General features: G+C 57.4%; 18 protein-coding genes. 7 read left to right on the forward strand and 11 right to left on the reverse strand.

The features are described from left to right. Positions 1 to 101: 101 nt before the first annotated feature. On the reverse strand, positions 102 to 488 hold the full coding sequence (locus M4951_RS18945) for a hypothetical protein (RefSeq protein WP_262023199.1): 387 nt from the start codon (positions 486 to 488) through the stop codon (positions 102 to 104). A gap of 81 nt (positions 489 to 569) precedes the next feature. Further along, positions 570 to 1,010: a thiol-disulfide oxidoreductase DCC family protein gene (locus M4951_RS18950; protein WP_262023200.1), complete on the reverse strand. Its 441-nt coding sequence runs from the start codon at positions 1,008 to 1,010 to the stop codon at positions 570 to 572. Between the two features lie 230 nt (positions 1,011 to 1,240). On the opposite strand from M4951_RS18950, the gene M4951_RS18955 reads away from it, so the two are divergent. After that, positions 1,241 to 2,887, forward strand: coding sequence for a DUF4175 domain-containing protein (locus M4951_RS18955; protein WP_262023201.1), 1,647 nt, complete (start codon positions 1,241 to 1,243; stop codon positions 2,885 to 2,887). Positions 2,888 to 2,966: 79 nt separating this feature from the next. On the opposite strand, the gene M4951_RS18960 is transcribed toward M4951_RS18955, so the two are convergent. Then, positions 2,967 to 4,019, reverse strand: a complete 1,053-nt coding sequence (locus M4951_RS18960) for a M42 family metallopeptidase (RefSeq protein ID WP_262023202.1) — start codon at positions 4,017 to 4,019, stop codon at positions 2,967 to 2,969. A 234-nt stretch (positions 4,020 to 4,253) separates the two neighbouring features. Further along, positions 4,254 to 4,376, reverse strand: coding sequence for a hypothetical protein (locus M4951_RS18965; protein ID WP_262023203.1), 123 nt, complete (start codon positions 4,374 to 4,376; stop codon positions 4,254 to 4,256). 153 nt (positions 4,377 to 4,529) lie between these two features. Between M4951_RS18965 and M4951_RS18970 the strand changes: the two genes are divergently transcribed. From M4951_RS18970 to M4951_RS18980, 3 genes are all read left to right on the forward strand, one after another. Beyond that, positions 4,530 to 5,831, forward strand: a complete 1,302-nt coding sequence (locus M4951_RS18970) for a homoserine dehydrogenase (RefSeq protein ID WP_262023204.1) — start codon at positions 4,530 to 4,532, stop codon at positions 5,829 to 5,831. Positions 5,832 to 5,843: 12 nt separating this feature from the next. Further along, positions 5,844 to 7,046, forward strand: coding sequence for a cofactor-independent phosphoglycerate mutase (locus tag M4951_RS18975; RefSeq protein WP_262023205.1), 1,203 nt, complete (start codon positions 5,844 to 5,846; stop codon positions 7,044 to 7,046). Positions 7,047 to 7,275: 229 nt separating this feature from the next. Then, a complete protein-coding gene (locus M4951_RS18980; protein WP_262023206.1) occupies positions 7,276 to 9,054 on the forward strand; it encodes an aspartate kinase in 1,779 nt (592 codons plus the stop codon). A gap of 98 nt (positions 9,055 to 9,152) precedes the next feature. On the opposite strand, the gene M4951_RS18985 is transcribed toward M4951_RS18980, so the two are convergent. From M4951_RS18985 to cimA, 4 genes are all read right to left on the reverse strand, one after another. Beyond that, entirely contained in the window at positions 9,153 to 10,094 is a 942-nt protein-coding gene (locus M4951_RS18985) for a PQQ-like beta-propeller repeat protein (RefSeq protein ID WP_262023207.1), read from the reverse strand. Between the two features lie 352 nt (positions 10,095 to 10,446). Next, positions 10,447 to 10,848 (reverse strand): bifunctional nuclease family protein, encoded by a 402-nt coding sequence (locus M4951_RS18990; RefSeq protein WP_262023208.1) that lies wholly within the window; start codon positions 10,846 to 10,848, stop codon positions 10,447 to 10,449. A gap of 126 nt (positions 10,849 to 10,974) precedes the next feature. Next, positions 10,975 to 14,055, reverse strand: a complete 3,081-nt coding sequence (locus M4951_RS18995; RefSeq protein WP_410050439.1) for a valine--tRNA ligase — start codon at positions 14,053 to 14,055, stop codon at positions 10,975 to 10,977. Between the two features lie 121 nt (positions 14,056 to 14,176). Next, positions 14,177 to 15,805 (reverse strand): citramalate synthase, encoded by a 1,629-nt coding sequence (gene cimA / locus M4951_RS19000; protein WP_262023209.1) that lies wholly within the window; start codon positions 15,803 to 15,805, stop codon positions 14,177 to 14,179. An 880-nt stretch (positions 15,806 to 16,685) separates the two neighbouring features. Here cimA and M4951_RS19005 point away from each other — a divergent pair. Both M4951_RS19005 and M4951_RS19010 read left to right on the forward strand, forming a co-directional pair. Further along, a complete protein-coding gene (locus M4951_RS19005; protein ID WP_262023210.1) occupies positions 16,686 to 17,564 on the forward strand; it encodes a DUF1559 domain-containing protein in 879 nt (292 codons plus the stop codon). A 51-nt stretch (positions 17,565 to 17,615) separates the two neighbouring features. Further along, positions 17,616 to 18,017, forward strand: a complete 402-nt coding sequence (locus M4951_RS19010) for a hypothetical protein (RefSeq protein ID WP_262023211.1) — start codon at positions 17,616 to 17,618, stop codon at positions 18,015 to 18,017. A gap of 78 nt (positions 18,018 to 18,095) precedes the next feature. Here the strand turns inward: M4951_RS19010 and M4951_RS19015 are convergent, their stop codons facing one another. Together M4951_RS19015 and truB are read right to left on the reverse strand one after the other, a co-directional pair. Continuing rightward, complete coding sequence (locus tag M4951_RS19015; RefSeq protein WP_262023212.1) at positions 18,096 to 20,939, reverse strand: FtsK/SpoIIIE family DNA translocase; 2,844 nt, start codon at positions 20,937 to 20,939, stop codon at positions 18,096 to 18,098. Between the two features lie 397 nt (positions 20,940 to 21,336). Beyond that, on the reverse strand, positions 21,337 to 22,212 hold the full coding sequence (truB, locus tag M4951_RS19020) for a tRNA pseudouridine(55) synthase TruB (protein ID WP_262023213.1): 876 nt from the start codon (positions 22,210 to 22,212) through the stop codon (positions 21,337 to 21,339). A 104-nt stretch (positions 22,213 to 22,316) separates the two neighbouring features. Between truB and hemL the strand changes: the two genes are divergently transcribed. Beyond that, positions 22,317 to 23,597 (forward strand): glutamate-1-semialdehyde 2,1-aminomutase, encoded by a 1,281-nt coding sequence (gene hemL / locus M4951_RS19025; protein WP_262023214.1) that lies wholly within the window; start codon positions 22,317 to 22,319, stop codon positions 23,595 to 23,597. Between the two features lie 87 nt (positions 23,598 to 23,684). On the opposite strand, the gene M4951_RS19030 is transcribed toward hemL, so the two are convergent. Next, on the reverse strand, positions 23,685 to 24,653 hold the full coding sequence (locus tag M4951_RS19030) for a tetratricopeptide repeat protein (RefSeq protein ID WP_262023215.1): 969 nt from the start codon (positions 24,651 to 24,653) through the stop codon (positions 23,685 to 23,687). Positions 24,654 to 24,860: the final 207 nt, after the last annotated feature.

Here is a 24,860-nt window from a genome sequence, read left to right on the forward strand (position 1 = left end):
AATCTGACGGAAGAACTACGTCATTGATAGATGTGCTGGCGAAAGACTGACAATTTCGCGCCAACAATCATGAAAATGAACAAGCGTGAAAATACGGCGACTCAATCCTTGTGCCGCCGCTGATTGATTCCGGCGATTTTTTTGATCTTCTTCTGTTTTTTGAGCGTATCGACAATGTCGGGGATCGGCTTGAAATCGTCGTCTGCCGACGATTGCTTGTAGTACTTGTCTTCCAGCTTCTCGATCTTGTCGAGTGCAGCGTTGCGAGCGCTGTTAAGCGAGGTGAACCCAGTCAAAAACTCCCGCAGACACGAGTCGTGACCGGTCAACTGTACGCTATAGAGATGTCGGCGAATGGTCGTGCCAGACATGCGGCGTTGAATGGACAATTGCCACGCTCCATGATGTTCGACCAAGGCAAGCTCGGTCCCCATGCGGTGGGCGCGCACCGGCAGATCATCATGATCGCGCGAGCGAAAATCGAACATTAAGTCGGCTCCTTGACTGCCCCATCCCTGTACGAAATGAGCGGATATTCAGATTAGATCGGTGCTGGCGAATGCCGCTGACTAATCGAAATGTATCTTGCAGGAACCATCGTCGCATTGATTCCGACCGAATCGATACCGGATTCGTGCAAATTGACGATAGCAAAATGCCCAAATAGGCAGGCTGTAGGGAATATGCAACAACGGCGCAACGATCCATAAGGAGGGGAGCTTGCGCGTCAGATACCGAAAGGCCTCGGCGCCTCCGTGACGTTTTCCACTCGGCTCGACCACCAACATTTCCTCCATCAGCTGCTCATGCGTCAGGTCGCCGGCATAGTTTCCGACGCTTGGGTCATGCAGCGAAAGGTAAGAAAGCCGCCGTTTACCCCCCAAAAAGTCAATCCAACGGACGCCTGCAGTACAAAACCGGCAGTGCCCATCGTAGATCACCACATCCCGCTCAGGGGCCTCGCTGGGGGGAACCAGCGGTCGCTTCGTACTTTTGTCGGTGGCCAACATCCGAGATCTCGTGGGAATTGGAGGAAACAAACCCCGCCGCTGCGGAGTCTAACTGACGGTCGCGAACTTCCCAAGCTTAGAACTGCAACCCGTGCCGCCGCCGCAACGAAATTTCCCCATTTCGGTGGATATTTCGCCGCGAATTCCGGTAAACTCTTAGATGGAGCTTCTCGGCACGAATTACGAGAAATCCTCCACTTTTTTTCGGATCCCAACTTAGGTGCCTGACGATGGACAAACTGCAACAGCAAGTAGGCGCAGCGCGTTGGAGACTCAACGCACAGCAGTTTCTGGAGCGGCTCGTCTGGTCTTTGTTGTTCGCTTATTTGGCGGCGGCCGTTGCGATGGCCGTCCCCAAGATCTGGCCGATCGGCGTCGACGGCGACGTCTGGAAGTGGAGTTGGTTAGCCGGCGCCGCAATCGTCGGCCTGCTTGGCGCCGTGGTTTGGACTTATATCGTACGCCGTAATGCGCTGGAAGCTGCGCTCGAAATCGACCTTCGCTATGGTCTGCGCGAACGGGTCTCCAGTTCGATGACCCTCGATCAGGACGAACGGGAATCGACTTTTGGCAAAGCGCTGGTAACCGACGCCGTCCGTCGCGTAGAGCGAATCGATGTCCGTGAGAAATTCCCCATTCATGCTTCGTGGCAGGGATTGCTGCCGGTTCTGGTTGCCGCTGTCGCGTTTATGGTCGCGATTTTTGTGCCAGACGCGCAGCCCGATCCCACCGCCGGCCAAGCGGTCGCCAGCAGCATCGACCAGGAAAAAAAGATCGTCAAATCGACGACTGAAGAACTGAAAAAGAAGTTAGAAGAACGCCGTAAAGAAGCGGAAGAAAAAGGGCTGACCGACGCCAGCGAACTCTTCAAAAAGCTGGAAGAAGGAACCGACAAGATCGCCAAGAAAAAAGATGCCGGTCAAAAGGATACGTTGCTAGAGCTGAATGATCTGGCCAAGGCGCTCAAAGACAAAGTCAAAGAGCTTGGCATGTCCGAAATGCTGAAGGACAAGCTGGAAGCGCTCAAAAACATCTCCAAAGGTCCCGCAGACAAGATCGCCGACGCTCTGAAAGATGGCGACCTGAAAAAAGCGATCGAAGAGATGAAGAACCTGCAGCAGAAAATGGCCAACGGCGAACTCTCGAAAGAAGAGCAGCAGGCGTTGGGTCAACAGTTGAAAGAGATGGCCGACAAAATGAAGCAAATGGCCGACGCTCGAGCAAAAGCCAAAGCCGATTTGAAGCAGCAGATCGAACAACAAAAAGCGGCCGGCAATCAGGAAGCGGCCGAAAAGCTGCAACGTCAGCTCGACGAAATGGAGATGCAGAACGAGCAGATGGGACGGATGGAGCAAATGGCCGAGCAGTTGGGAGAAGCGGCCGAACAAATGCAGAACGGCAACATGCAAGAAGCCCAGCAGCAGCTTAACCAGATGACGCAACAGCTTGAAGATTTGCAGGGCCAAATGGACCAGCTGGAAATGATGGACGAAGCGATGGAACAGATGATGGCCGCCAAAGAAGCGATGTGCAAAGCCTGCCAAGGGGAAGGCATGGACGGCATGGGGCAGATGGGACAAAGCCGACAGCCTGGCAACGGCATGGGCGAAGGGCAAGGCCGCGGAGATCGCCCCGAGGAAGAAACCGACACCGGTTTCTATGACTCGCAAGTTCGCGCCGATCCGAAAAAAGGAAAAGGGGTGATCGTCGATTACGTCGACGGCAAGAATATGGCCGGCAAAACGCTGATCGAAATCAAAGAAGCGATGTCAGCTGGATCGTCCGAAGACGCCGATGCGATCGTCGAAAAGCGACTCTCGCGCGATCACGAGAAAAATGCCCAACAATACTTCGACCTGATTCGCGACGGCGGCTAATCTCCGGCTGCGTTCAGTCGAATCAAAAAAACAGGGCGTCCCAACTGGGGACGCCCTGCTCTGTTTCTTGACGGACTTCTTACGGTCGGAAGTCGGCGTCCGCTTCGATCATCTCGGCGAAGCGCGCCAGCAGCGTCGCCGCGTTGTCGATATCCTCGAGCGAGATGACCTCGACGGCGCTATGCATGTAACGATTCGGGATCGCAACGCAACCGGCGGCGACGCCGGCTTGCGCCATTTGCAACGCGTTGGAATCATTCGACGCCGGCTTGCCGAGCGCCGCCAACTGATACGGGATCTTGAATTCGTCGGCCGCCAGAATCAAGCGCTCGACCACCTTGGGGTTCATGTTTGGACCACGGAAGATCACCGGACCTTTCCCGAGAGCCACTTCCCCTTGCTGCCGCTTATCGATCGTCGGGCAGTCGGTCGCATGCGTCACATCGACGCCGATCCCCACATGCGGGTTGATGCCGTGAGCGCTCGTTTTCGCTCCCCGCAGGCCGATCTCTTCCTGCACGGTCGAAACGCTGAAGAGCGAGCAGTTCAATTTGTCGGCGCGGCGCAGCGCTTCGAGCACGACCCACAAGCCGGTCGTGTTGTCCATCTTCGGTGCGTTCGCCAGGCCGTTGCGCATCTCTTGGAAGCCGAGCTTGAGCGTGACCGGATCACCGATGCGAACCAGACCTTTCGCTTCTTCCTGATCCTTGGCGCCGATGTCGAGCCACAAGTCCTTGGCCGCGACGACCGTCTTCCGCTCTTCGTCGTTGAGCAGGTGAATCGGCTTGCGGGCGATCACCGCCGGAACAGGACCGGTCGAAGTCCAAATCATCATTCGCTGGCCAATCAACTGCTGCGGATCCCAACCGCCGATCGTCTGAGCGTAGATAAAGCCCAATTCGTCGATCTGGGTCACCAGCATGCCGATTTGATCGCAATGCCCGGCATACATCACGCGGAGCGGCGCTCCGGTGTTTTTGGCGCCGATGACATTACCATGCAAGTCGGTGTCGACCGATTCGGCGATCGGTTTCAGGTAGTCGCGCACCAGATCTTGAACCGGCTTTTCGTAGCCAGAGGGACTGGGAGTATCAAGCAAACGCTTAAAGAATTCGAGCGGCGCAGATTCCATGACGTCCTTTGCAGACAAAATAGCGAAGGGGCAAAGATTCCATCTTAACGATTCGACGGAAACTCGACAGCACGCTCGTCGCGAGCGATTTGGGCCGTCAATCACTTTCGTGCCGCCGCTATTGCCCGAGACGCTGGACACGGAGCGGAGTGACCAGAATCTTCCCGGCGGAGATCGACGCGAGATTGTTCCCATCAGAACCGGGGGACGAAACTGTCGACTTCCCGCACCGCTTCAATCCCCAGAAACCCGGCTCGCCAGTTCTTCCATCCGCTCCGCCGCCGTCGCATAACCGCCGAATTCGGCGACCGAGCGTTGACCTGTAAAGATCACCGCGTTGTCAGGGGGATTATCCAACTGCGTCCTACCGCGTCTCAATTCGAGCCTTGAAAACCCCGAAACCTTTACCCTATAACAACTTTAGCCCGGTTGACGACGCCCGCTGCGGCCATCTACGATGAATGATTCGCTTTGATATCACAGTCAGTCTGGGGAGTATCGCGTTTCGCCATGCCAAAAACGAAGGTTGCCATTGTCGGCGTCGGCACCGTGGGCGCCGGTGTTGCGCGCATTCTCCTGGACCACGGCGATCGCACCGCGAAGAATGCAGGCACAACGCTATGGCTGCAAAAAGCGGTCGTTCGCGATCTGAGTCGCCAGCGTGACTGTCAGCTGCCTGACGGCGTGTTGACCGATGACCTGAACGAGATCATCAAAGATCCCGAAATCCAGGTCGTCGCCCAACTGATGGGCGGTATCGACGAGGCCCGCACGACGATGTTGCAACTGCTGGAAGCAGGCAAAGATATCGTCACCGCCAACAAAGCGTTGATCGCCGAACATGGGCCAGAACTGTTCAGCCGCGCCCATGAACTGGGTCGTTCGATCGCTTTTGACGCCGCTGTCGCCGGCGGGATTCCGATCATCACCAACCTGACGCAATGCCTGGCCGCCAACCAAGTGACATCGCTGGTCGGCATTTTGAACGGGACCAGCAACTTCATCGTTTCCAAGATGGAGGAAGATGGCGACAACTATTTCGACGCCGTCCGCGAAGCGCAGCAGCGTGGTTACGCCGAAGCCGACCCGACGATGGATGTCGACGGCTCAGACGCAGCGCAAAAGCTGGCGATCCTAGCGCATATCGCCTTTGGCGCCGCAATCGACTGGAAAGAGATTCCGCGGGTCGGCATCGATTCGCTCGATCCGGTCGACTTGCAGTTCGCCCTTGAGCTGGGCTACCGCGTCAAACTGTTGGCGGTCGCTCGCATGACCGACAAGGGACTCGAACTACACGTCTCGCCCACTTTGGTCCGAATCGGTCGCCCCTTGGCCGAAGTTCGCGGCGCTTACAACGCGATCAGCGTGAGCGGCGATCAGGTGGGAGATTTGCTTTATCACGGGCTGGGCGCCGGCCAACAGCCGACCGCTTCGGCGGTTGTCGCCGACTTGATCGATACGGCGGTAGGGCGCACGGCGCTGACATTCCGTACGCTTAAACTGTTTACAAGTCACAATCCCGACGTAGCGATTTGCGATCCCCGAGAGATTGTCGGTCGCTACTACTTCCGCTTCCTGGTCGACGATCGCCCCGGCGTGCTGGCCGAGATCGCGACGATCCTGGGCGAGCATCATATTTCGATCGCGTCGGTCATTCAGCACGAGCCCGACTACGAAGGAGACAACGCCGTTGTCGCCTTGATCATCATGACGCATACCGCGACCGATGGCGACGCTGACGCCGCGTTGGAAGAAATCGTCGGACTCGACAGCGTGCGAGCCGGCATCCGCAAACTTCGCGTCCAAGACTAAAGTGAGATTGCGATGAAATACGCCATCATTATTCCCGACGGTTGCGCTGACGAACCTCAAGAATCGCTCGGCGGAAAATCGCCGCTCGCCGCCGCCAACACGCCCAACATGGACGCGATCGCCGTCGCCGGCGCCGTCGGCCGCGCGAACAACGTGCCGGCGCATTTGCCCGCCGGCAGCGACGTGGCGAATCTCAGCCTGCTGGGTTACAACCCGAACGAATACTTCACGGGGCGCGCTCCGTTGGAAGCGGCCGCCCAGGGCATCGCGCTGGCCGCCGAAGATTGGGCGATTCGCTGCAATCTGGTCACGGTGCAAGATCAGACGATGCGCAGCTTCACCGCTGGTCATATCACCAGCGAAGAAGCGGCCCAACTGCTGAAGGCGTTGCAAGCAGAACTGGGCGGCGATCTGCTCGAATTCGTCCCCGGCGTCAGCTACCGCAATCTGTTGCTCTATCGCGGCGAAAAATCGCCGGCGCCTTTCTCGCCCGATACGCGGACCACGCCGCCGCACGATTTGACCGACAAGTCGGTCGCAGACGATTATCCGCGTGGGCCCGGCAGCGACTTGCTGTCAGAACTGATGAGCCGCAGCGTCGAAATCTTCGCCGATCATCCGGTCAACCAAAAACGAATCGCCGCCGGCAAACCGCCGGCGACCAACGTTTGGCTGTGGGGCATCGGCAAGCGTCCTGCGTTAAAATCATTCCAAGAGGTCTATGGTCGTAGCGGCAAGATGATCACCGCGGTCGACTTGCTGCGCGGTCTGGCCGCGCTAGTCGGCTGGGATCGCATCGAAGTTCCCGGCGCGACCGGCTATACCGACACCGACTACGCCGCCAAAGGGAAGTACGCGATCGACGCGCTGCCGACGACCGACATCATCTGCGTCCATGTCGAAGCGCCCGACGAAGCTTCGCACGAAGGGGACGCCGCCGCCAAGATCAAGGCGCTCGAAGAAATTGATCGCCACATTGTCGGTCCGCTTCACGAAGCGCTGAAAAAGCAGGGCGACTATCGCATCCTGGTCACTCCCGATCACCCTACGCCGGTGCGCACCAAGACGCACAGTCACGGCTTTGTGCCGTTGACGATTTGTGGAACTGGCGTCTCCACCGACGAATACTCGACGTATGACGAGGAAAACGCCGGACGATCGGCGCTATCGTTTGATGATGGCTGGCGCATGATGCGCCACTTCCTCGACAGTTAAACAGTCCCTACGCTTGTGGGAGGGGAATATGGCTGGCATCTCTCTTCGTAGCCCGCTGCGCAAGCGAGGGAAAATTGCTCGGCGATTCCAATGCGGATTGAAGTAGCGAGCCGCATTTCCCTCGCTGGCGCTTCGGGCTACGAAGAACGATGCTCCTCCAAATTTTTCCCATACGCATTTTTAAACTCGAAGCTCCCCCGCAGCTCTAGCCGAAAGGCCGAAACCCAACATGTCTTTGATTGTTCAAAAATTCGGCGGCACCAGCGTCGCCGATTGCGACAAAATCGTCTCCGCCGCACGCAAGGCGATCCGCGCCCAAAAACAAGGGCACCAGGTCGTCATGGTGGTCAGCGCGATGGGCAAAAACACCGATGTTCTGGTCGACCTGGCCCGCCAAATCAACGATCACCCTCCGGCCCGCGAGATGGACATGCTCCTCTCGACCGGCGAACAGGTGAGCGTGGCGCTGATGGCGATGGCGATTCATTCGCTGGGCGCCAAAGCGGTCAGCCTGACCGGCGCTCAGATCGGCATTCGCACCGACAGCACGCACACCAAGGCGCGGATCATCTCGATCGAAACCGAGCGTGTGAAAGAACTGCTCGCCGCCGGCAATATTGTGATCGCCGCCGGTTTCCAAGGAATCGACGAGAACCTGAACATTACGACGCTCGGCCGCGGCGGCAGCGACACGACAGCAGTCGCGTTGGCGGCGGTGCTGGATGCCGACGCTTGCGAAATTTACACCGATGTCGACGGCGTCTATACGACCGATCCGCGGCTGTTGGCCGAAGCGCGGCGCGTGCTGCAGATCAGCTATGACGAAATGCTGGAGCTCGCCAGTCTCGGCGCCGGCGTGATGCACAGCCGCTCGGTCGAATTCGCCAAAAAGTTTGGCGTGCCGATTCATGTCCGCAGCAGCTTTACCGATATCACCGGCACGATGATCGTCGACCAGCCCGAGTCGCTGACGCGCCCGGTCAGCGGCGCCGCGATGACCAAGAACGAAGCTCGCATCACGATCGAAGGGGTGCCCGACGTTCCCGGCATCTCACACGAGTTGTTCCACAGCATCGCCACCAAAGCGATCTCGGTCGACATGGTGGTGCAAAACATCGGCGCCGACGGCCGCGCCAACATTTCGTTTACGGTTCCGCGCGAAGAGCTGGATCAAACGCTCGAAGCGGTTCGCAACGCCGCTCATATCCTGCAATTCACCAGCGTTGCGCATGACGAGCAGGTCTCGAAGATTTCGGTCGTCGGGCTCGGCATGGCCGAGCAATCAGGCGTCGCCGATAAGATGTTTCGCGTGCTGGCCGACGCCAACATCAACATCCAGATGATCACCACCAGCGAGATCAAGATCTCGGTTCTGGTCGCGCGAGAAGACGCGCAGCGGGCGCTGGCCGCGGTTCACTCTGGCTTCCAACTCGATTTGACTCCTAGCGACGCCCCAGAGTCAGTCGCCGCCGTGCCGCGCGAATGCGAACGGGATGCAGCCGAAGTCGTTTCGAGATTGCGGACCATGGAAGACCTGACGATCGACAGCATCGTGCTGGACGATTCGCAATCGGTCATCGCACTGCGTCGTATTCCGGATCATCCCGGCATCGCCGCTCGCGTGTTTGAAGCGATCGCGGCCGAAGGAATATTGGTCGACATGATCGTCCAAAACGTCGGCCGCGGCGACGCGGCCAACTTGAGCCTGACCGTGCCGAAGGAAGATTGCGAACAGGCGTTGGTCGTCGCAAAGAAGATTGGCGCCGAACTGGGCGCCGAAGAAATCTTGTGCAAAGCGGACGCCGCCAAACTGTCGGTCTCCGGCATCGGACTTCGCAGTCACACCGGCGTCGGCATCCGCATGTTCCGCGCGTTAAGCGACTCGGGAATCAACGTCGAGCTGATCAACACGTCGGAAGTGATGGTCAACGTGATTGTGGAAGGAAAACAGGGGCAAGAGGGTCTCGCGGCGCTCAACAAAGCGTTCGCCGACGTGCTGGTCTCTTAATAAGTCGTAGGGCAGGCCGTGCCTGCCGACAAGAACGAGAAAAGGCCGAGATGAGCATGACATCTCGGCCTTCTTCGTTCTCTTCGTGAGAGTTCGCGTTAGCGAATCACGTCTCCCTGAACATCCAAGATCTGTGAGTTGGGAACCGAGTTCCCAAACCGGTCATACTGGTCAAACGTCCAAACCACCTTCTTGGTCTTCGGCTCGATCTCGACCAACAGCGGTTGCCCCGGGCCAGCATGACAGTTGCCGATCACATAATTGCCGCCGGGCAACACTTCCAACGTGGTGACCCAGGCCAACGTGATGCCGGGCAATTCATTTTGCTGCAAGCGCCAGACGACTTCTTTGTCGTGGTTAACTTCGATCACGCCGTGGCCGTTGCCGGTCGAGATGAGCGTGTTGCCGTTCTTCAGGCGAACCGCGGCGAAGCATTGATTGCCCCACGCTTCGGGTCCGTGTCCACCGGCAGGCTGTTTGTCAAAGAGCGGAACATCGTATTCCCAGACGATATCGCCGGTCTCGCCGTCATACTCGCGAACCTTGCCGTCCCCTTCATGGCAAACCAGGTAGTCGCCATTTTCGAGCTTGCGAACCAAGCGGGTGTCGCGGTGCGGATGCGGATTGTCGATGACCAGCTTTACTTCTTTGAGCAGTTTGCCGTCACGATCGATTTCGATAATGCGTCCAATGCCGGACTCTGCGATCATCATCTTCCCGTCAGCCAGCGGTTGAAACGAATGGACTTCGATCGGCTTGCCCGCGTTGCCATTAGAATTGGCGCAGTCGTACGACCAAACGATCTTCTTTTGTAGCGGGTCGATCTCGACGATCTTTCGCATCTGCTGTTGCGCGAAGATGTGCCCGTCGGTGGTAACGTGGATGTCATGGATATCGTTGAACGGCATTTCCCATTCAACTTTTCCATCAGCGTCGACAATGGCCAGTTTGCCGTTACCCTGCGTCACCAGACGATGACCAGCGAAGGCGGGAACTGCGAACGCGGCTGCAATCAACAGCGAGAAAACAAGCCTGAGCATGGGCGGGAACTCCAAAGACGGGGGACATGGATCAACCGTCATCCTAGTCCCCTGGGCGCGCGAAACAACCCGACCGTTATAGATCAAAATCGGGCGAAGTTTGGTTGCGAAGCGTTGTGCGACCAGGGCGTAGCGCGCGTCGGGTGGGTAGAGCAAAACCGCGCGCGATTCGACCACCACCAACCTACCGGAACCGCAGACCAATTCTTCCACAAAATTAGCCGCACGGCGTTAGCCGCGGTTTCTGCTTAACCGCAGTTTTTCGCCGATTGTTTGTCGTTATCAAGCTCGCATCAGAAACCGGAGCTAACGCTCTGCGGCTGATATTATTCAAGAAGACGCGTCGCCAAATTTAGGTAGCCGACTCGTCCAGCACATGCTCTTCGACGTAGATCGGCAGGTTGGGCTGATTGGTGACCGCGATGGCGATCGCGTCGGAAGGTCGCGCGTCGATTTCGATCAACTCGCCTTCCATTTTGATTCGCAGGTTGGCGAAATAGGTCCCCTGATTCAGATCGCAGATGACGACGCTATCGAGCTCGCCCCCCATTTGATCGATGATATTACAGATCAGATCGTGGGTGAGCGGTCGCGGCGACGCGAAGTCTTTGACGCGGCGATGAATGCTGGTCGCCTCAAAGATGCCGATCATGATCGGAAACTGCCGATCGCCATCGATTTCTTTCAGGTAAATGACCTGCTGATCATTGATCTCGCTGATGATAATCCGCGAGAGTTCCATTTGGATCGGCATAGATTGTAGACCCGATGGTCAATACGCGAGGAGACGGGACAGGACGCGTCTCTATTATAAGGGGCTGACGATTGCGGCGACCAGAGCCAGTGAAATTCGTCTGGCTGCGGACCACCGCGACGCGGTTTACTTCTTCTGGAGCTTGACCAAGGCCGCTTCGACCGATTGGAGCTCGCGCTGGGCGTTCTCCAAGCCTTCGCGTTCCTTGGCGACCACGTCGGCCGGCGCTCGTTCGACAAAGCTGGCGTTGGACAGTTTCTTCTCTTTACCGGTGATCATTCCCATCAAACGCTCACGCTGCTTCTCGTTGCGCTCGATTTCGGCGTCGATGTCGATAAAGTCTTTCAGGTCGACATAGACTTCCATGCCGGGCAAATCGATTCGAGCGTTGGTTTCGGGAATGGTCACCTGCTCGCCCCAACCGACGCTGCGCGCATTGGCCATCGAGGTGAAGTAGGCCTCCATCGACTCCAGCAATTCGACCGTCGGCGCGTCACAGCGGATGACAAACTCGATCATCTCGCGGGGCGCGATATTTTGGCGACTGCGAATCTCACGCAGACTGGCCAACGTCTCTTGGAACTTGGCGAACTGCGCTTCGATCTTGGCGTCTTGCCAGGCGGGGTCGATCTTCGGCCACTCGGCGATCATGATGCTGTCGGTCACTTCCGTCACTTCGGCCAAACCGCGGCGCGGCGCCAGTTGGCCAAGCGACTGCCAAATCTCTTCGGTGATGAACGGAATCAGCGGATGAAGCATTCGCAGCAGCGAATCTAAGACAAAGGTAATCACGCGCTGCGCCAGCGGACGCGAAGATTCGTCGGTGAAGCGTTCCTTCGTCATCTCAAGATAGAAGCTGCAGAAGTTGTCCCACGCGAAGTCGTACAACGCACGAGCCGCGTCGGCATAGCGATACGTCTCTAGGCAACGCGTCATCTCCGCTTCGGCCGAAGCCAGACGACTGAGAATCCAACGATCTTCTAGTTGCAAGTCAGCGTCCTTGACCGGCGCCGGCTCAAACCCTTCGAGATTGATCATCGTGAACCGAGCGGCGTTCCACAACTTGTTGCAGAAGTTGCGGCCGATCTCGAACCGCTCGCTGACCACGGCGCCGCGCGGCAAAGCCTGATCGGCTTCGCTTTGCGCCCATTGCGTAGAGAAGACGCCTGAGCACTTTTTGCACGTAATCGTGGGCTGCACGCGGTTCTTCTTGGTCTGATCAATCAGCGCCTCGCAGTGCGGACATTCAAACTGCACCGGCATCCGCACGTCTTGCGTTTCGGTCGTCAGATAGGCGAGTCCGAAGCGGAGCGAGTCGGCGCCAAATTTCTCGATCACGTCCAGCGGATCGACGCCGTTCCCCTTTGACTTCGACATGCGCTCGCCGGTCCCATCCAAGATGGTCGGGTGAATGAAGACTTCCTGGAACGGGATCTCGCCCATGTTGTTCAAACCGGCCAGCACCATGCGGGCGACCCACAACGTGATGATATCGCGACTGGTGATCAACGTGCTGGTCGGATAGAAGTACTCCAGCTCCGGCGTTTGCTGGGGCCAACCCAACGTCGAGTGGGGCCACAAGGCCGAACTGAACCACGTATCGAGCACGTCTTCTTCGCGCACGAACCCCAGCTGCTCGTACTTCGCAGCCAGCGCGTCGTCATCTTCGTTGATGCAGACGTGAATCATTGAGTAAGGCATCCCCACGCGCGCAGCGCCTTGGATGACGCCGGTCTTTTCGGCCGCTTGACGCTCCACATCGCGTTCGATTTGGTACGAAGCGCGGCCCGCTGCGATCTCGGGATCGGCGTCCAGCGTCGCGATCAGCTTGTCATGATCTTCCTGCAGCTGACAGGTTTGCGACCAGATCGGAATCTGATGTCCCCACCACAGCTGTCGGCTGACGGGCCAGTCCCGCTTTTCGCTGAGCCAGTCGACGTATCCCTTGGCGTATCGAGTCGGGAAGATTTTCACGCGCCCGTCGGTGACCGCGTCCATGGCGCTTTGCGCCAGGTCATCCATGCGAATGAACCATTGATCGGCCAAGTACGGTTCGATCGGCGTCTTGCTGCGGTCGGAATGGGCCAGATCGATCTCGCGATCTTCCACTTTGTCGAGCAGCCCAATCGCGTCGAGATCGGCCACCACACGATCGCGGGCGTCATAGATCTTCAAACCTTTGTACTGCGCCGCGTTCTCGTTGAGCGTCCCGTCCGGATTCAAGATATTGATCATCGGCAGTTCGTTCCGCACGCCCACTTCGTAGTCGTTCGGGTCATGGGCCGGCGTGATCTTCACGCAACCAGATCCCATTTCGGGCTTGGCCCACTCGTCGGCGATAAGCGGAATTTCGCGTTCGATCAGCGGGAGCATCAGCTTGCGACCGGCCACCGCCATGTCGCGCAGCACGATCAATTGCGACAACATCGTCCGGCGACGTTCAATCAGCTGATCGAGTTCGGCCTGGATCTCGGCTTTCTCTTTGCCGGGAGCGGTCTTCAGCTTCTCTTGGAGCTCTGTCTCCAACTCGTCCAGCGCACGCTTCGGATCGGGATGCACGGCCACCGCCGTATCGCCCAACATCGTTTCGGGACGCGTGGTCGCGATCGTCACCACCGGCGGTTCGCCGGGCTGCGGATCAATCACCGGATAGCTGAAGTGCCAGAAGTGACCTTGGGTCGTTTCATGTGAGACCTCATCGTCGCTCACCGCGGTCTGCAGGAACGTATCCCAGTTGACCAGGCGTTTGCCTTTGTAGATCAGATTCTTCGAGAAGAGGTCAAAGAAGGTGCTGCGCACGGCTCGAGCGCACATCGGATCAAGCGTAAATCGCGTCCGTTCCCAATCGCAGCTGCTCCCCATCCGCTTCAACTGACCCAAGATGCGGGTCTCGTACTGATCTTTCCACTTCCAGATCCGCTCGACCATTTGCTCGCGGCCGAGATCATGGCGCGAGAGCCCTTCTTCTTCCAAGATCCGGCGTTCGACCACCGCTTGGGTCGCGATGCCTGCGTGATCGGTGCCTGGCACCCAGAGCGCCTCAAACCCCTTCATCCGCTTGTAACGGATCAGCACGTCTTGCAACGTGTTGTTGAGCGCGTGTCCTAAATGAAGCGCCCCAGTCACGTTAGGCGGCGGAATCACGATCGTGTAGGGAGGCTTGTCGGGATTCACCTCGGCGTGGAAGTAGCCCCGCTCTTCCCACATCGGGTAGATACGTTGCTGAGCGGCCACAAAATCGAATCGATTCGGGAGATCTTTCGGATTGAAAGTCACTGCTTCCACTTTCTTTGGTCTCAAGCGTTATTTGCTCAGGGACAAGCGACGATTATTTCGCCGCGGTTGACTGGGCGCTGGCCCGCGCCGGCAACTTGCCCCGTTGCTCGTCTTTGTAAAGTTTGTACTCAATCGCATCGACCAGCGCGTTCCAGCTGGCCTGGATGATATTCTCGCTTACGCCGATCGTGCCCCAAACGTCGTTCTCGTCGGCGCTTTCGATCGTCACGCGAATCCGCGCGGCGGTGCCGGCCTCTTGATTGACGACACGCACCTTGTAGTCGACCAGATGCATTTCTTCGAGCGTCGGAAAGCAACCGTTCAGCGACTTTCGCAGCGCCACATCGAGCGCCTGCACCGGGCCATCTCCTTCGCCCACTTCGTACCGAATCTCGCCGTCGACCGAAACTTTGACGGTCGCTTCGGTCACCAGGTCGACCATCTGATGCTCGACTAGATCTTCCACTTCGACGTGATATTTGAGGATCTCAAAGTGAGGCAGGAAGACGCCGGCGACCCGTTTGACCAATAGATCAAACGACGCTTCGGCCGCTTCAAACTGAAAGCCTTGGTTCTCTTTGGCGACGACTTCGGCCAGGATTTTATCCATCAACTCGCGATCGTCCTGCAGATTGTGCTTGGTCGTCAACGCGACGATGTTGGATCGGCCTGACAATTCGCTCACCAACACGCGACGTTCGTTGCCGACGCTCTGCGGATCGATATGCTCGTAACTAGACGCGGCGCGATTGATCGCGTGGACATGCATGCCCCCCTTATGAGCGAATGCGCTTTGTCCGACGAATGGTTGATTGTTGCGACGGTTGACGTTGGCTGTGTCATAGACGAAACGGGATAGTTCGGTCAGATGCTGATAACCGGCGCCGCCGATCACTTCGTACCCTTTCCGCTTCAAGCCGAGATTGGCGATCACCGAAACCAAGTCGGCGTTGCCGCACCGTTCGCCAAAACCGTTGATGGTCCCTTGCACTTGAACGGCGCCGGCGTCGACCGCGGCCAGACTGTTGGCGACCGCCAAGTCGCCATCGTTGTGGGTATGAATGCCGACCGGCACATGGAACTCGGCCAGCGCTGCAATTGCTTTGCTTGCATACTCGGCGATCTCTTCCGGCAAACTGCCGCCGTTGGTGTCGCACATCACCACCATGCGGGCTCCCGCCTTCGCGGCGGCTCGAATCGTCTCGGCGGCGTACTCGGGATTCGCTTTCCAGCCGTCAAAGAAATGCTCGGCGTCGTAGATCACCTCACAACCTTCGCTGACGATATAGGCGACCGAGTCGGCGATCATCGCCAGATTCTCTTCCAGCGTCACGCGCAACACATCGGTCACATGAAAGTCATGCGTCTTGCCGACGATCGTCACCACCGGCGCACCGGAGTTGACCAGCGCCTGCATGCCGGGATCATCGGCGGCGTTAATCCCTTTGCGGCGCGTCATGCCGAAGGCGCAGACCTTGGCATGCTTCAGCTGCAAATCTTGGACGCGGCGGAAGTACTCGGCGTCTTTTTCATTCGACAGCGGGTATCCTCCCTCGATGAAATCGACGCCGATCTCGTCCAGACGCTGCGTAATCGACAGCTTGTCCTGCAAAGAAAAGCTGACGCCTTCTCCTTGGGCGCCATCGCGAAGCGTCGTGTCGTAGATCTCGATTTTTCTCATGAAGAAAGTCCCTGCTGGCGGGGCAGGCCGCTTGGGTTTCTGCGTTTGGCAATGAAAACAAAAAAAGCTCTGAAACCGCAAAGGGCTTCAGAGCTGTTGGATTCCGGTGATTCGCCGTTCCTCTAGCCAAGCCCACAGCGGCCCGGTACTACGATGCGTACGATCGTAATCGGTCCCTTCTGCGAGCCTACGTTGATCAGCGTGTTGGGCATTTCCCTGCACCCTTTTCAGGCTAGTGGCCGGTTTCTGCAACCTGCGTGTGAAGACGTAAGTCTAAAATTACCAGTATTCTATGTCAACCAGACGCACCCGCCGGTTGAGCGGTTCGGGGTCTGATTCAACCTCTACCTACATCGACCCGTCAGCGGTGCAGATGAACGATGGGGCAAAAACTTCGCATTTTGCCAATCCTACGGAGAAAACCGGAGCAACATGGTCCTGTGGATGTCATGTAAAGAAGAATTGCATAAGCGATCGTCAACTTGGGCAATCCGCTGGACACGCAGTAATTAGCTCCACTGGGGGAGGGAATTACTGCATTACACACACGGATTCCCGAAGAGTGAATCTGGCAAGAACAATAATCGGGCATTCTTCTTGAGTTCCAACTTGAATTCCGCTAAAAAGACTGGGCTATCTCGAAGGAGCATCATCCCCCTGTTACACAACCTTTAGGGGGGCGAAATCTTTTCTGCTAGTAGGTATTTCATTCACTTGGTAAGCATTGAATTACCGCGATTTCATCGAATTTGGCGATCGGGTTCCCTCTCCTTCGCCGATTTGATAGTTAGCTTATCGAGTTTAATCCTTTTCGCATTTTCCCCACGTCTTTTTCTAGACGTGCGGTAGTATCTTCATCTCTTCTTATCGAGGCACCCTTATGTCCGGATATTTCCGTAGACAGAGCGGCTTTACTTTGGTCGAGCTGCTGGTCGTCATCGCTATCATCGGCGTGTTGATCGCCCTATTGTTGCCTGCGGTGCAACAAGCGCGTGAAGCGGCTCGCCGTATGGCTTGCTCGAACAATTTAAAACAGCTTGGCCTGGCGCTGCACAACTATCACGATACGCACCGCAACTTCCCGCTGGGCTGCCAAGGAAACTCGGAACGGACAGGCCTGCACGTGGCGTTACTGCCGTTCATTGAGCAGAACAACCTCTATGACCAGATGGATACGAAGATCAACTACGGCTCGGGAGTGAACGCGGTCGCCTTAAGAACGCGGATCGATGGATATCTCTGTCCGAGCGGTAATGAGCCGATGGGCGACGACAACGACGAGTATTTCACCACGCATTATTACGGCGTGTTGGGAGCGAAGGGGACCAATCCATCGACCGGCAATTCCTATGAATTTGACGCCGGCTCCGACACCGCCTACGGCGGCTTCTCTAAAGTAGGAATTTTTTACCAAGGCGAATCCCGCGGCATGCACGACATCCTTGACGGCACCAGCAATACGTTGGCTTTCGGCGAAATCTCGTGGAGCGATCGCAACGGCAAGGAAACGCGCTATCGCCCCTGGTCGCGCGGCGGACGCGTCGGTTATTTCTCGGTGGGGGCCAAAAATGTAAACGATGCGATTAACTCGGACCAAACAGGCCGCTTTAACGACATGTCTTTCGGCAGCAGTCACCCCGGCGGAGCGATGTTCACCTTGGGAGACGCGTCAGTTCGTTTCCTGGCGGAAACAATCGATCACGACACCTATCTGGCGGCGGCCAGTTGCAAAGGGGGCGAATCGCTGCCGCTCGACTAATCCAGTCGTTTGTGATCGTAGCAACTCCTCACTTTTTCATTGGGTCTGGTTATGAAGTTTATTAGTTACGCGATCGGCGCCATCATGGCGATTACGCTGATGACGGCTTGGGGTTGCGGCGCCGCGAATTCGACTGGATTTTCCGTCTCGGGCGTCGTGACGTTTAAAGGAGCGCCGGTGCCGCGCGGCACCGTGACGTTCAGCCCTGACTCGACGCAAGGGAACTCTGGTCCAGCCGTAACCACCGACATCATCGACGGCAAGTTCGACACGACCGGCGAGCGATTCGGCATGAAAGAAGGCGCTTACCGAGTGCAGATCTACGGCTATGACGGCAACGCCAAGCCCGAAATGGAAATCCCTTTGGGACGAACGTTGTTCAACGCGTACCGTACCGAAACGAGCATCACGCAGCAAAACGCCGGCGAATTGGCGTTTAGCGTCTCGAAGTAAAGCCAACCTCAGACAAATCCAGCGAAGGACGCTCATTGCGAGCGTCCTTTTTTTGGGCAATGTCAAAAGAGGCCCGAATTACGCCCTCTTCTGACGATCCTCTGCCTCCGGCTCGTCATCCTCTTCTTCGTACTCGTCCTCCTCGTATTCTTCCTCTTCATACTCCTCTTCGTCGCCGTTGGCTTCCTCTTCTTCATACTCGGCGTCTTCTTCTTCGTACTCCTCGTCTTCCGCTTCTTCTTCGTCGAACAGTTCCGCATCTTCTTCTTCGTATTCCTCTTCCTCTTCTTCCTCGACATCTGGGACCGGTACGACCTTGTTGGATCGCTTCGACTTCGGCTCCGCTTTCTTCTTTGGCGCGGCTTCGACGACGTCTTCTTCGATCTCGATCTTGGGGCTGGGGCTTTCGCCTGACTTCATCTGCTCCCACTCGATCGCGGTGATCGTCACTTCGCGAGCTTGTGAACCGTTGTAAGGTCCGACGATGCCATCTTCTGCCATGAAATCGATCAGTCGCGCGCCGCGACCATATCCAACTCCCAGCGCGCGCTGCAGCAACGACACGCTGCCGCGCTGTTCGGCCACGATTACATCGACTGCTTGCTCGTACAGTTCGTCCCGTTTCTTCATCTTGCTCGGGTCGGCGACGGCGCCATCTTCGACCTTTAGTTGCACCAACTCTTTGACGAAATCTTGCTCGCCGGTGCTGACAAAATCGACAACGCTATTGATTTCTTCGTCGGATAGATACGTTCCCTGACCGCGAAGCAGCGAGCTGGTGCCTGGCCAGAGGAAGAGCATATCGCCGTTGCCGAGCAACTTGTCGGCGCCCATTTCGTCGAGCACCACCCGGCTGTCAGTACGGCTGGCGACCTGGAACGCCAAGCGGGCCGGCAAGTTGGACTTGATCAAACCGGTGATGACGTCGACCGTCGGTTTTTGCGTTGCGAGGATCAAGTGGATACCGACCGCTCGGCTCTTCTGCGCAAGACGGATGATATGCTGCTCGACCTCTTTACCGGCGGTCATCATCAAGTCGGCGATTTCGTCGGCGACGATCACGATGTACGGCAAGTTGGTCGGCACGCTCTTCCGATCTTCCTCGTCGCCGACTTCCAGACGTTCGTAAATCTCTTCGGCGCTCAACTGGTTGAAGACCGCCAGGTGCCGCACGCCAACCTTGGCCAGCAGCTGATAGCGTTCTTCCATCTTCTCGACAGCCCAAGCCAAGATCGCCTCGGCCTTTTTCATGTCGGTTACGACCGGGTGCATCAAGTGGGGGAGCGTTTTGTAGCAACTTAGTTCGACCATCTTCGGGTCGATCATCAACATGCGAACTTCGTCTGGACGCCGCGTCATCAGGATCGAAGAGATCAGCGCGTTCAAACAGACCGACTTACCGGTACCGGTTCGGCCCGCAATCAACAAGTGAGGCATCGACGCCAGATCAACGACCAACGGATTGCCCGAGACGTCTTTGCCCAGGAAGATCGGGATCTTCATCTTACTCGAGCGACCAAGCCCCTCTTCCATCACCTCACGCAGACGGACCATCTGGCGTTCTTCGTTTGGCACTTCGATGCCGACCGTGTTTTTACCGGGGATCGGCGCAACGATGCGGACGCTCGGCACCCGCAGCGCGATCGCCAGGTCATCGGCCAGACCAGTGATTTTGGAAAGGCGCAGTCCTGCTTCCAGTTCGACTTCGTACTGGGCGATAACCGGGCCGGTTTCGATCTCGACCACTTTGACGTTGAAGCCGAAATTGGCGAACGTTTTTTCGAGGATCTTCGCCTTCTGGCGGACTTCTTTCTCCTGAGCTTCGTACGAAAACTCTTCGTTCTCGATCAGCAGATCGATCGGCGGCAGTTCGTAATGCTCGTGCTTCGGCCCATCGTCGGCGGCGGCGTTCAATTGACTGATCACCGCGGCGCGATCGTCTTCTTTCGCCTTCTTCTTCGACTTGGTGTTCTTCACCGCCAGCGGGTCGTCTTCTTTGGCAACTTTATCCGCCAACGTTTTGACGGGGATCACTTCTTCCAGCGCTTCCTCGTCTTCTTCTTCCTCTTCCCACTCTGACTCTTCGTCTTCGGCGCCATCCTCTTCCGCTTCTTCTTCCCATTCTTCGCCGTCGGCTTCTTCTTCGTCGTACTCGGCCTCATCCTCGTCGCCGCCTTCCACCTGGCGACCGCCGATGCGGATCGTCATCCCCTCGGTGATTTCCTCCTCGGCATCTTCGAGATCGGTAGCGGCGTCTTCGTTCTCTTTGCCAGCGGCCGGCAGCAGGTCCCCCTTCTTGCCAATCCGCTTGGCGACGATTTCTTTCCCCAGAACGGCGGTCTCAATTCCCTTGACGCCAACGACCATCGCCAATCGCAATAGTTCATAGTCGGTACAGAGGAAGAGTCCGACCGCCGTGACGGTCAGCGCCAACAATGTTCCGCCGACGGCTGCGAAATGCTGATGCAACAGGGTCGAGCCCAGCATGCCGAGTCCGCCGCCGGCGCCGGCCAAAGGCCCGGTTCCCATCATCGGAGCATACATCGACGCCAGCGCCGTCAGACCCGTCAGCGAAGCGAGCCAGCCGAACATCCGTAGCGCCGGCGCCGAGACTTCCCAGCGCTTTAGCAAGATGAAATCTAGCGCCGCGAGCGAGAACAACAGGTAATAGGCGCCCAGTCCCCCTAAGCGAGAATAGAGCAAATCGGCCGCTAGCGCTCCCATGCCGCCGCAGATATTGTGAGCGCGTTCGGCCGGCGGGTAGACCACCACATCGGGCTGATAAAGCTCGCTGATCGGTGAGGGGAGCGCAGGGATCGGGTCGGCCGCGTTGTAGCTGACAAGCGACAACAGAAGAAACAACACCGCCGCCGCCAAACCGATTGCGATCAGGTCGCGATGTAGGCTGCGATTTTCGAACATGGCGGGCGCCACTCCATTTTGGCCGACGACATGCCGTGCATGCCGCAAAGTCGCGGGGCGATCCTTGCCCGACAAATCCTGTTGGTCCGTCTCTCTTTCTTTCGGCATTGCTAGCGATGCAAAATCAACGTCACCCCGTCGCGCGGCGCCGTTTCGCTGGTGAAAAGAATCGGGCAAGTCGGCAGGATCGGTAAAATCACTAGGAAGCGAAATGACGAATGAAGATGTGCCAATGTTCTAGGAATAGCATCAGCCGCTGAGCGTTAGCTCTGGTTTCTAACACAAACTCAATTGCGACAGTCAATCGGCGGAAAAAAAACGCGGCTAACGCCGTGCGGCTGATTTCGTTTGGGGGAATCGAGCAAGAGAAACGTGTTCGCACAACGCGCAACGAAGACTATTCCAGCGTCAGCGCGAAATTTTTGACCGGTTTCCAACGTTGGTCTTCGCGGCGAGTCAAGATGGCGATCAGGCGTCCTTGCTGGTCCAGCGCGGCGACTTCGACGGCTGGGCTTTCCATCGACGCACGGATGCCGCGGGCATAAATCATCTCGTTCACCTCGTCCGCGGTGAGTGTGATTTGCGGCATTTGGGAGACTGCGGATGCGAGGGGAGACAAATTGGCGGCGACGCTCTCGGTGCTCAGATCATCCAGCGGCAGTGCGTCTTCCAGACGAAAATCGCCGATCGCCGTTCGCTCTAGTCCGGTCATGACGGCGCCGCTGTCGAGGCGCTCGCCGATATCGCGTCCGAGTGCGCGCATGTAGGCGCCGGCGCCGCATAGGACGTCGATCTCGAACCTTGGATATTCAAAGCTTCGCAGCGTGATTTCGTAGATGTTGATCTCACGCGGCGCCAGTTCGACCGCTGCGCCTTGTCGAGCCAGTTTGTAGGCGCGCTTCCCATCGACCTTGATCGCCGAAAAGGAGGAAGGACGCTGCAAAATTTCTCCGACAAACTCCGGCAAGATCGCCGTCAGCTGCGCGGCGGAAATCTGCGGCGCGTCGACGATCTCGGTAACGACCCCTTCTAAATCTTCGGTATCGCTCGTTTTCCCTAATTCAAACTGGCCGACATATCGCTTGGGCATTTGCTGCAGATATTCAATCAGCCGCGTGCCGCTGCCGACGCAGCAAATCAGGACGCCGGTCGCTAAAGGATCGAGCGTGCCGGCATGCCCCACTTTGGCCGGGCGGACGAATCGATTGATCCGATTGACCACGTCGCGCGAGGTCCACCTGGGCGGTTTGTGAATGTTGAGAATGCCGTGCATGAGTCGAGAACAGGGGGGAGGCAGTAGCGAAATCAGGCGTTTCGACTATAAAACTAAGAAGTGTTTCCCTCTCGTAACAGGCCCCCACCGAGAAGTTCCGCTCTATGTCACGCACTCGCAGCCACGAAATTTTCCAGCGCGCTTTACAATTGATGCCCGGCGGCGTGAACAGCCCGGCCCGTGCTTTTGGCGGAGTCGGCGGCGAGCCGCTCGTCTTCGAGCGAGGCGAAGGCGCCTATTTGATCGACGTCGACGGCAATCGCTACATCGACTATATCGGCTCGTGGGGGCCGATGATCCTGGGACATGGAAACGAGCAGGTCCGCGCCGCGATTCACGCAGCCGTCGATCAAGGGACCAGCTTCGGCGCGCCAACCGAGCGCGAGAATACCCTCGCCGAGTTGATCATTGAGTTGGTGCCGTCGGTTGAAAAAGTACGCCTGGTCAACAGCGGCACCGAAGCGACGATGAGCGCGATTCGCGTTGCCCGCGGCTTTACGGGACGCAACAAGATTGTCAAGTTCGCCGGCAACTATCATGGTCATGTCGACAGCTTGCTGGTCGCCGCCGGCAGCGCTGCAGCAACGTTGGGCGTTCCCAATTCGCCAGGGGTGACGCCTGGCGCGACCGCCGATACGATCGTCTTGCCGTACAACGATCCGGACGCATTAGCCCGCGCTTTTGCAAAGCATGGCGATGATTTGGCCTGCGTGATTTTTGAGCCGATCGTCGGCAACATGGGAACCGTGATTCCGACGCCCGAGTTTTTGACGGCGATTCGCGACCTGTGCACTAAGCATGGCGCGGTGATGCTGATGGACGAAGTGATGACCGGCTTTCGGGTCGCGCTCGGCGGCGCCCAACAATTGTTTGGCGTGACGCCTGACCTGACGACGATGGGGAAGATCGTCGGCGGCGGTTTGCCGATCGCCGCTTATGGCGGCAGAGCCGACATCATGAATCACGTTCTACCGGCGGGCCAAGTTTTTCAAGCAGGGACCCTGAGCGGAAATCCGCTCGCAACCGCCGCAGGAATCGCGACCTTGTCGATACTGAAGGAAACCAATCCTTATCCGCGATTGGAGCAATTGGGCGATCGCCTGATGACGGGCCTGGCCCAAGCGGCGGCCGACGCCGGCGTTCCTGCTTCGGCAGCGCGGGTTGGCAGTATGGCGACTCTCTTTTTTGGCGCCGGCAAGGTCGTTGACTGGGACACCGCAGCAAAGAGCGACACCCAGCGCTACGCCGACTTCTTTTGGGGCCTGATTGATCGCGGTGTTTACTTTCCCTGCAGCCAGTTCGAGGCCCTCTTCATCTCGGTAACGCATACCGATGAAGATATCGACACGACAATCGCCGCGGCGCGGGCGACGTTGCAGGCCTAGGTGCAGGCGAATGTGACAACAAGAAAGAAACAACGCCGACCTAATGGTCGGCGTTGTTTCTTTTCTATGGTAATCGATTCCTGCCGTCTAACGACGAAACGGAGGAGCCGTCTGCATGCCGCTTCCCGAGTTTTGATTGAAATTCAGCTGCGGCGGGCTAGGAGCGGCAGGCAACCGACGCAAGTTCGGCTGAGGCCCGCGTGACGGCAAGCTGGCGACCTCTGGCTGGCTTCGATCCAGGATCGACAACAACTGCCGAGCCGCATTCAGATCGGGGTCTTTTTCAATCGCCATGTTCAAATGAACGCGAGCCAACTGGGAGTCTCCCCGCTTGTAAAGCAGGTAGCCAAGGTTGTAGTGAGCCGGTGCGGCGCCATGCGCGTATTCAAGCTGCGAAAAGGCTTCTTCCAGGCGATTCGCATCGACCAGCGCGCTGGCCATGTTATTACGATAACGTTTGTTCTCTGGCTCGATCATCGTCGCCTTGAAGATCGCTCCCATCGCGTCATCAAAGCGTTTCGACTTCAAATAGCAAAGCCCCAGATCGTTCATCGCGACGGCGCTGTCGGGATGCGCAGCTGCCGCTTTTTGGTAGTACTCCAGCGCCGCGGGCGATTTCCCTTGGCGATCGAGCAGACGTGCATAACTGAGCAGCGCGAACAGATTATCGGGATACTCTTCGATCGCTTTCAAATACTGCTTGGCCGCGCCATCAAAGTCTCCTTGCTGCTCATGCATCCGCCCGGAACCGAGATAGACATCCGCATTCAGATGATCGGGCGTGTTCGCCAAACTGAGCGGGTCATCGGCCGGAATGGTCTTTGATTTGATCGTAAAAGCGTCGGAGATGCTTTTGCCGGCGTTTTTCAGCGTGGCGGTGAAGCCGCTATCACCAGACTTTTGGCTTTTCTGCGATTCCTTCTCGCGAATATATTCGTCGAGAGTCGTCGATTCGCTCTTGTCGCTCGTAAATTGCGCTTGCCGCACCTGAAACGAGGGGAGATTGCCAAGCAAACCGCCGCTCGTCTCTTCGGCATTTAACGTAGAAGTCCACATGGCGCTTGCCAGCGCCATCGATGCAATACCTGCACGAAGCGAATGCGAATTGAATATGGTCTTGTTCAGGGCCACGCGACACCTCCGTGCGAACGCGCTTGTGGGCTGCTAGCACCAGCCGCACTTATAATCGGAATAACTTGCCCGTTTACTTTTCGACGAAAGACGCCGTCGCTCTACACCGAAAATGGGCGCGAGCGACAACCA

The sequence above is a fragment of the Blastopirellula sp. J2-11 genome, assembly GCF_024584705.1.
Lineage (GTDB): Bacteria > Planctomycetota > Planctomycetia > Pirellulales > Pirellulaceae > Blastopirellula.

What these genes read in the sequence shown, in the direction of transcription:
- M4951_RS18970 (WP_262023204.1), top strand. Translation starts at nt 4,530, where the DNA reads ATGCCAAAAACGAAGGTTGCCATTGTCGGCGTCGGCACCGTGGGCGCC.
- M4951_RS18980 (WP_262023206.1), top strand. Translation starts at nt 7,276, where the DNA reads ATGTCTTTGATTGTTCAAAAATTCGGCGGCACCAGCGTCGCCGATTGC.
- M4951_RS18990 (WP_262023208.1), bottom strand. Translation starts at nt 10,848, where the DNA reads ATGCCGATCCAAATGGAACTCTCGCGGATTATCATCAGCGAGATCAAT.
- M4951_RS18955 (WP_262023201.1), top strand. Translation starts at nt 1,241, where the DNA reads ATGGACAAACTGCAACAGCAAGTAGGCGCAGCGCGTTGGAGACTCAAC.
- M4951_RS19015 (WP_262023212.1), bottom strand. Translation starts at nt 20,939, where the DNA reads ATGTTCGAAAATCGCAGCCTACATCGCGACCTGATCGCAATCGGTTTG.
- M4951_RS18975 (WP_262023205.1), top strand. Translation starts at nt 5,844, where the DNA reads ATGAAATACGCCATCATTATTCCCGACGGTTGCGCTGACGAACCTCAA.
- M4951_RS18950 (WP_262023200.1), bottom strand. Translation starts at nt 1,010, where the DNA reads ATGTTGGCCACCGACAAAAGTACGAAGCGACCGCTGGTTCCCCCCAGC.
- M4951_RS18945 (WP_262023199.1), bottom strand. Translation starts at nt 488, where the DNA reads ATGTTCGATTTTCGCTCGCGCGATCATGATGATCTGCCGGTGCGCGCC.
- M4951_RS19030 (WP_262023215.1), bottom strand. Translation starts at nt 24,653, where the DNA reads ATGTGGACTTCTACGTTAAATGCCGAAGAGACGAGCGGCGGTTTGCTT.
- cimA (WP_262023209.1), bottom strand. Translation starts at nt 15,805, where the DNA reads ATGAGAAAAATCGAGATCTACGACACGACGCTTCGCGATGGCGCCCAA.
- truB (WP_262023213.1), bottom strand. Translation starts at nt 22,212, where the DNA reads ATGCACGGCATTCTCAACATTCACAAACCGCCCAGGTGGACCTCGCGC.
- M4951_RS18960 (WP_262023202.1), bottom strand. Translation starts at nt 4,019, where the DNA reads ATGGAATCTGCGCCGCTCGAATTCTTTAAGCGTTTGCTTGATACTCCC.
- M4951_RS19010 (WP_262023211.1), top strand. Translation starts at nt 17,616, where the DNA reads ATGAAGTTTATTAGTTACGCGATCGGCGCCATCATGGCGATTACGCTG.
- M4951_RS19005 (WP_262023210.1), top strand. Translation starts at nt 16,686, where the DNA reads ATGTCCGGATATTTCCGTAGACAGAGCGGCTTTACTTTGGTCGAGCTG.
- hemL (WP_262023214.1), top strand. Translation starts at nt 22,317, where the DNA reads ATGTCACGCACTCGCAGCCACGAAATTTTCCAGCGCGCTTTACAATTG.
- M4951_RS18985 (WP_262023207.1), bottom strand. Translation starts at nt 10,094, where the DNA reads ATGCTCAGGCTTGTTTTCTCGCTGTTGATTGCAGCCGCGTTCGCAGTT.
- M4951_RS18995 (WP_410050439.1), bottom strand. Translation starts at nt 14,055, where the DNA reads ATGTGGGAAGAGCGGGGCTACTTCCACGCCGAGGTGAATCCCGACAAG.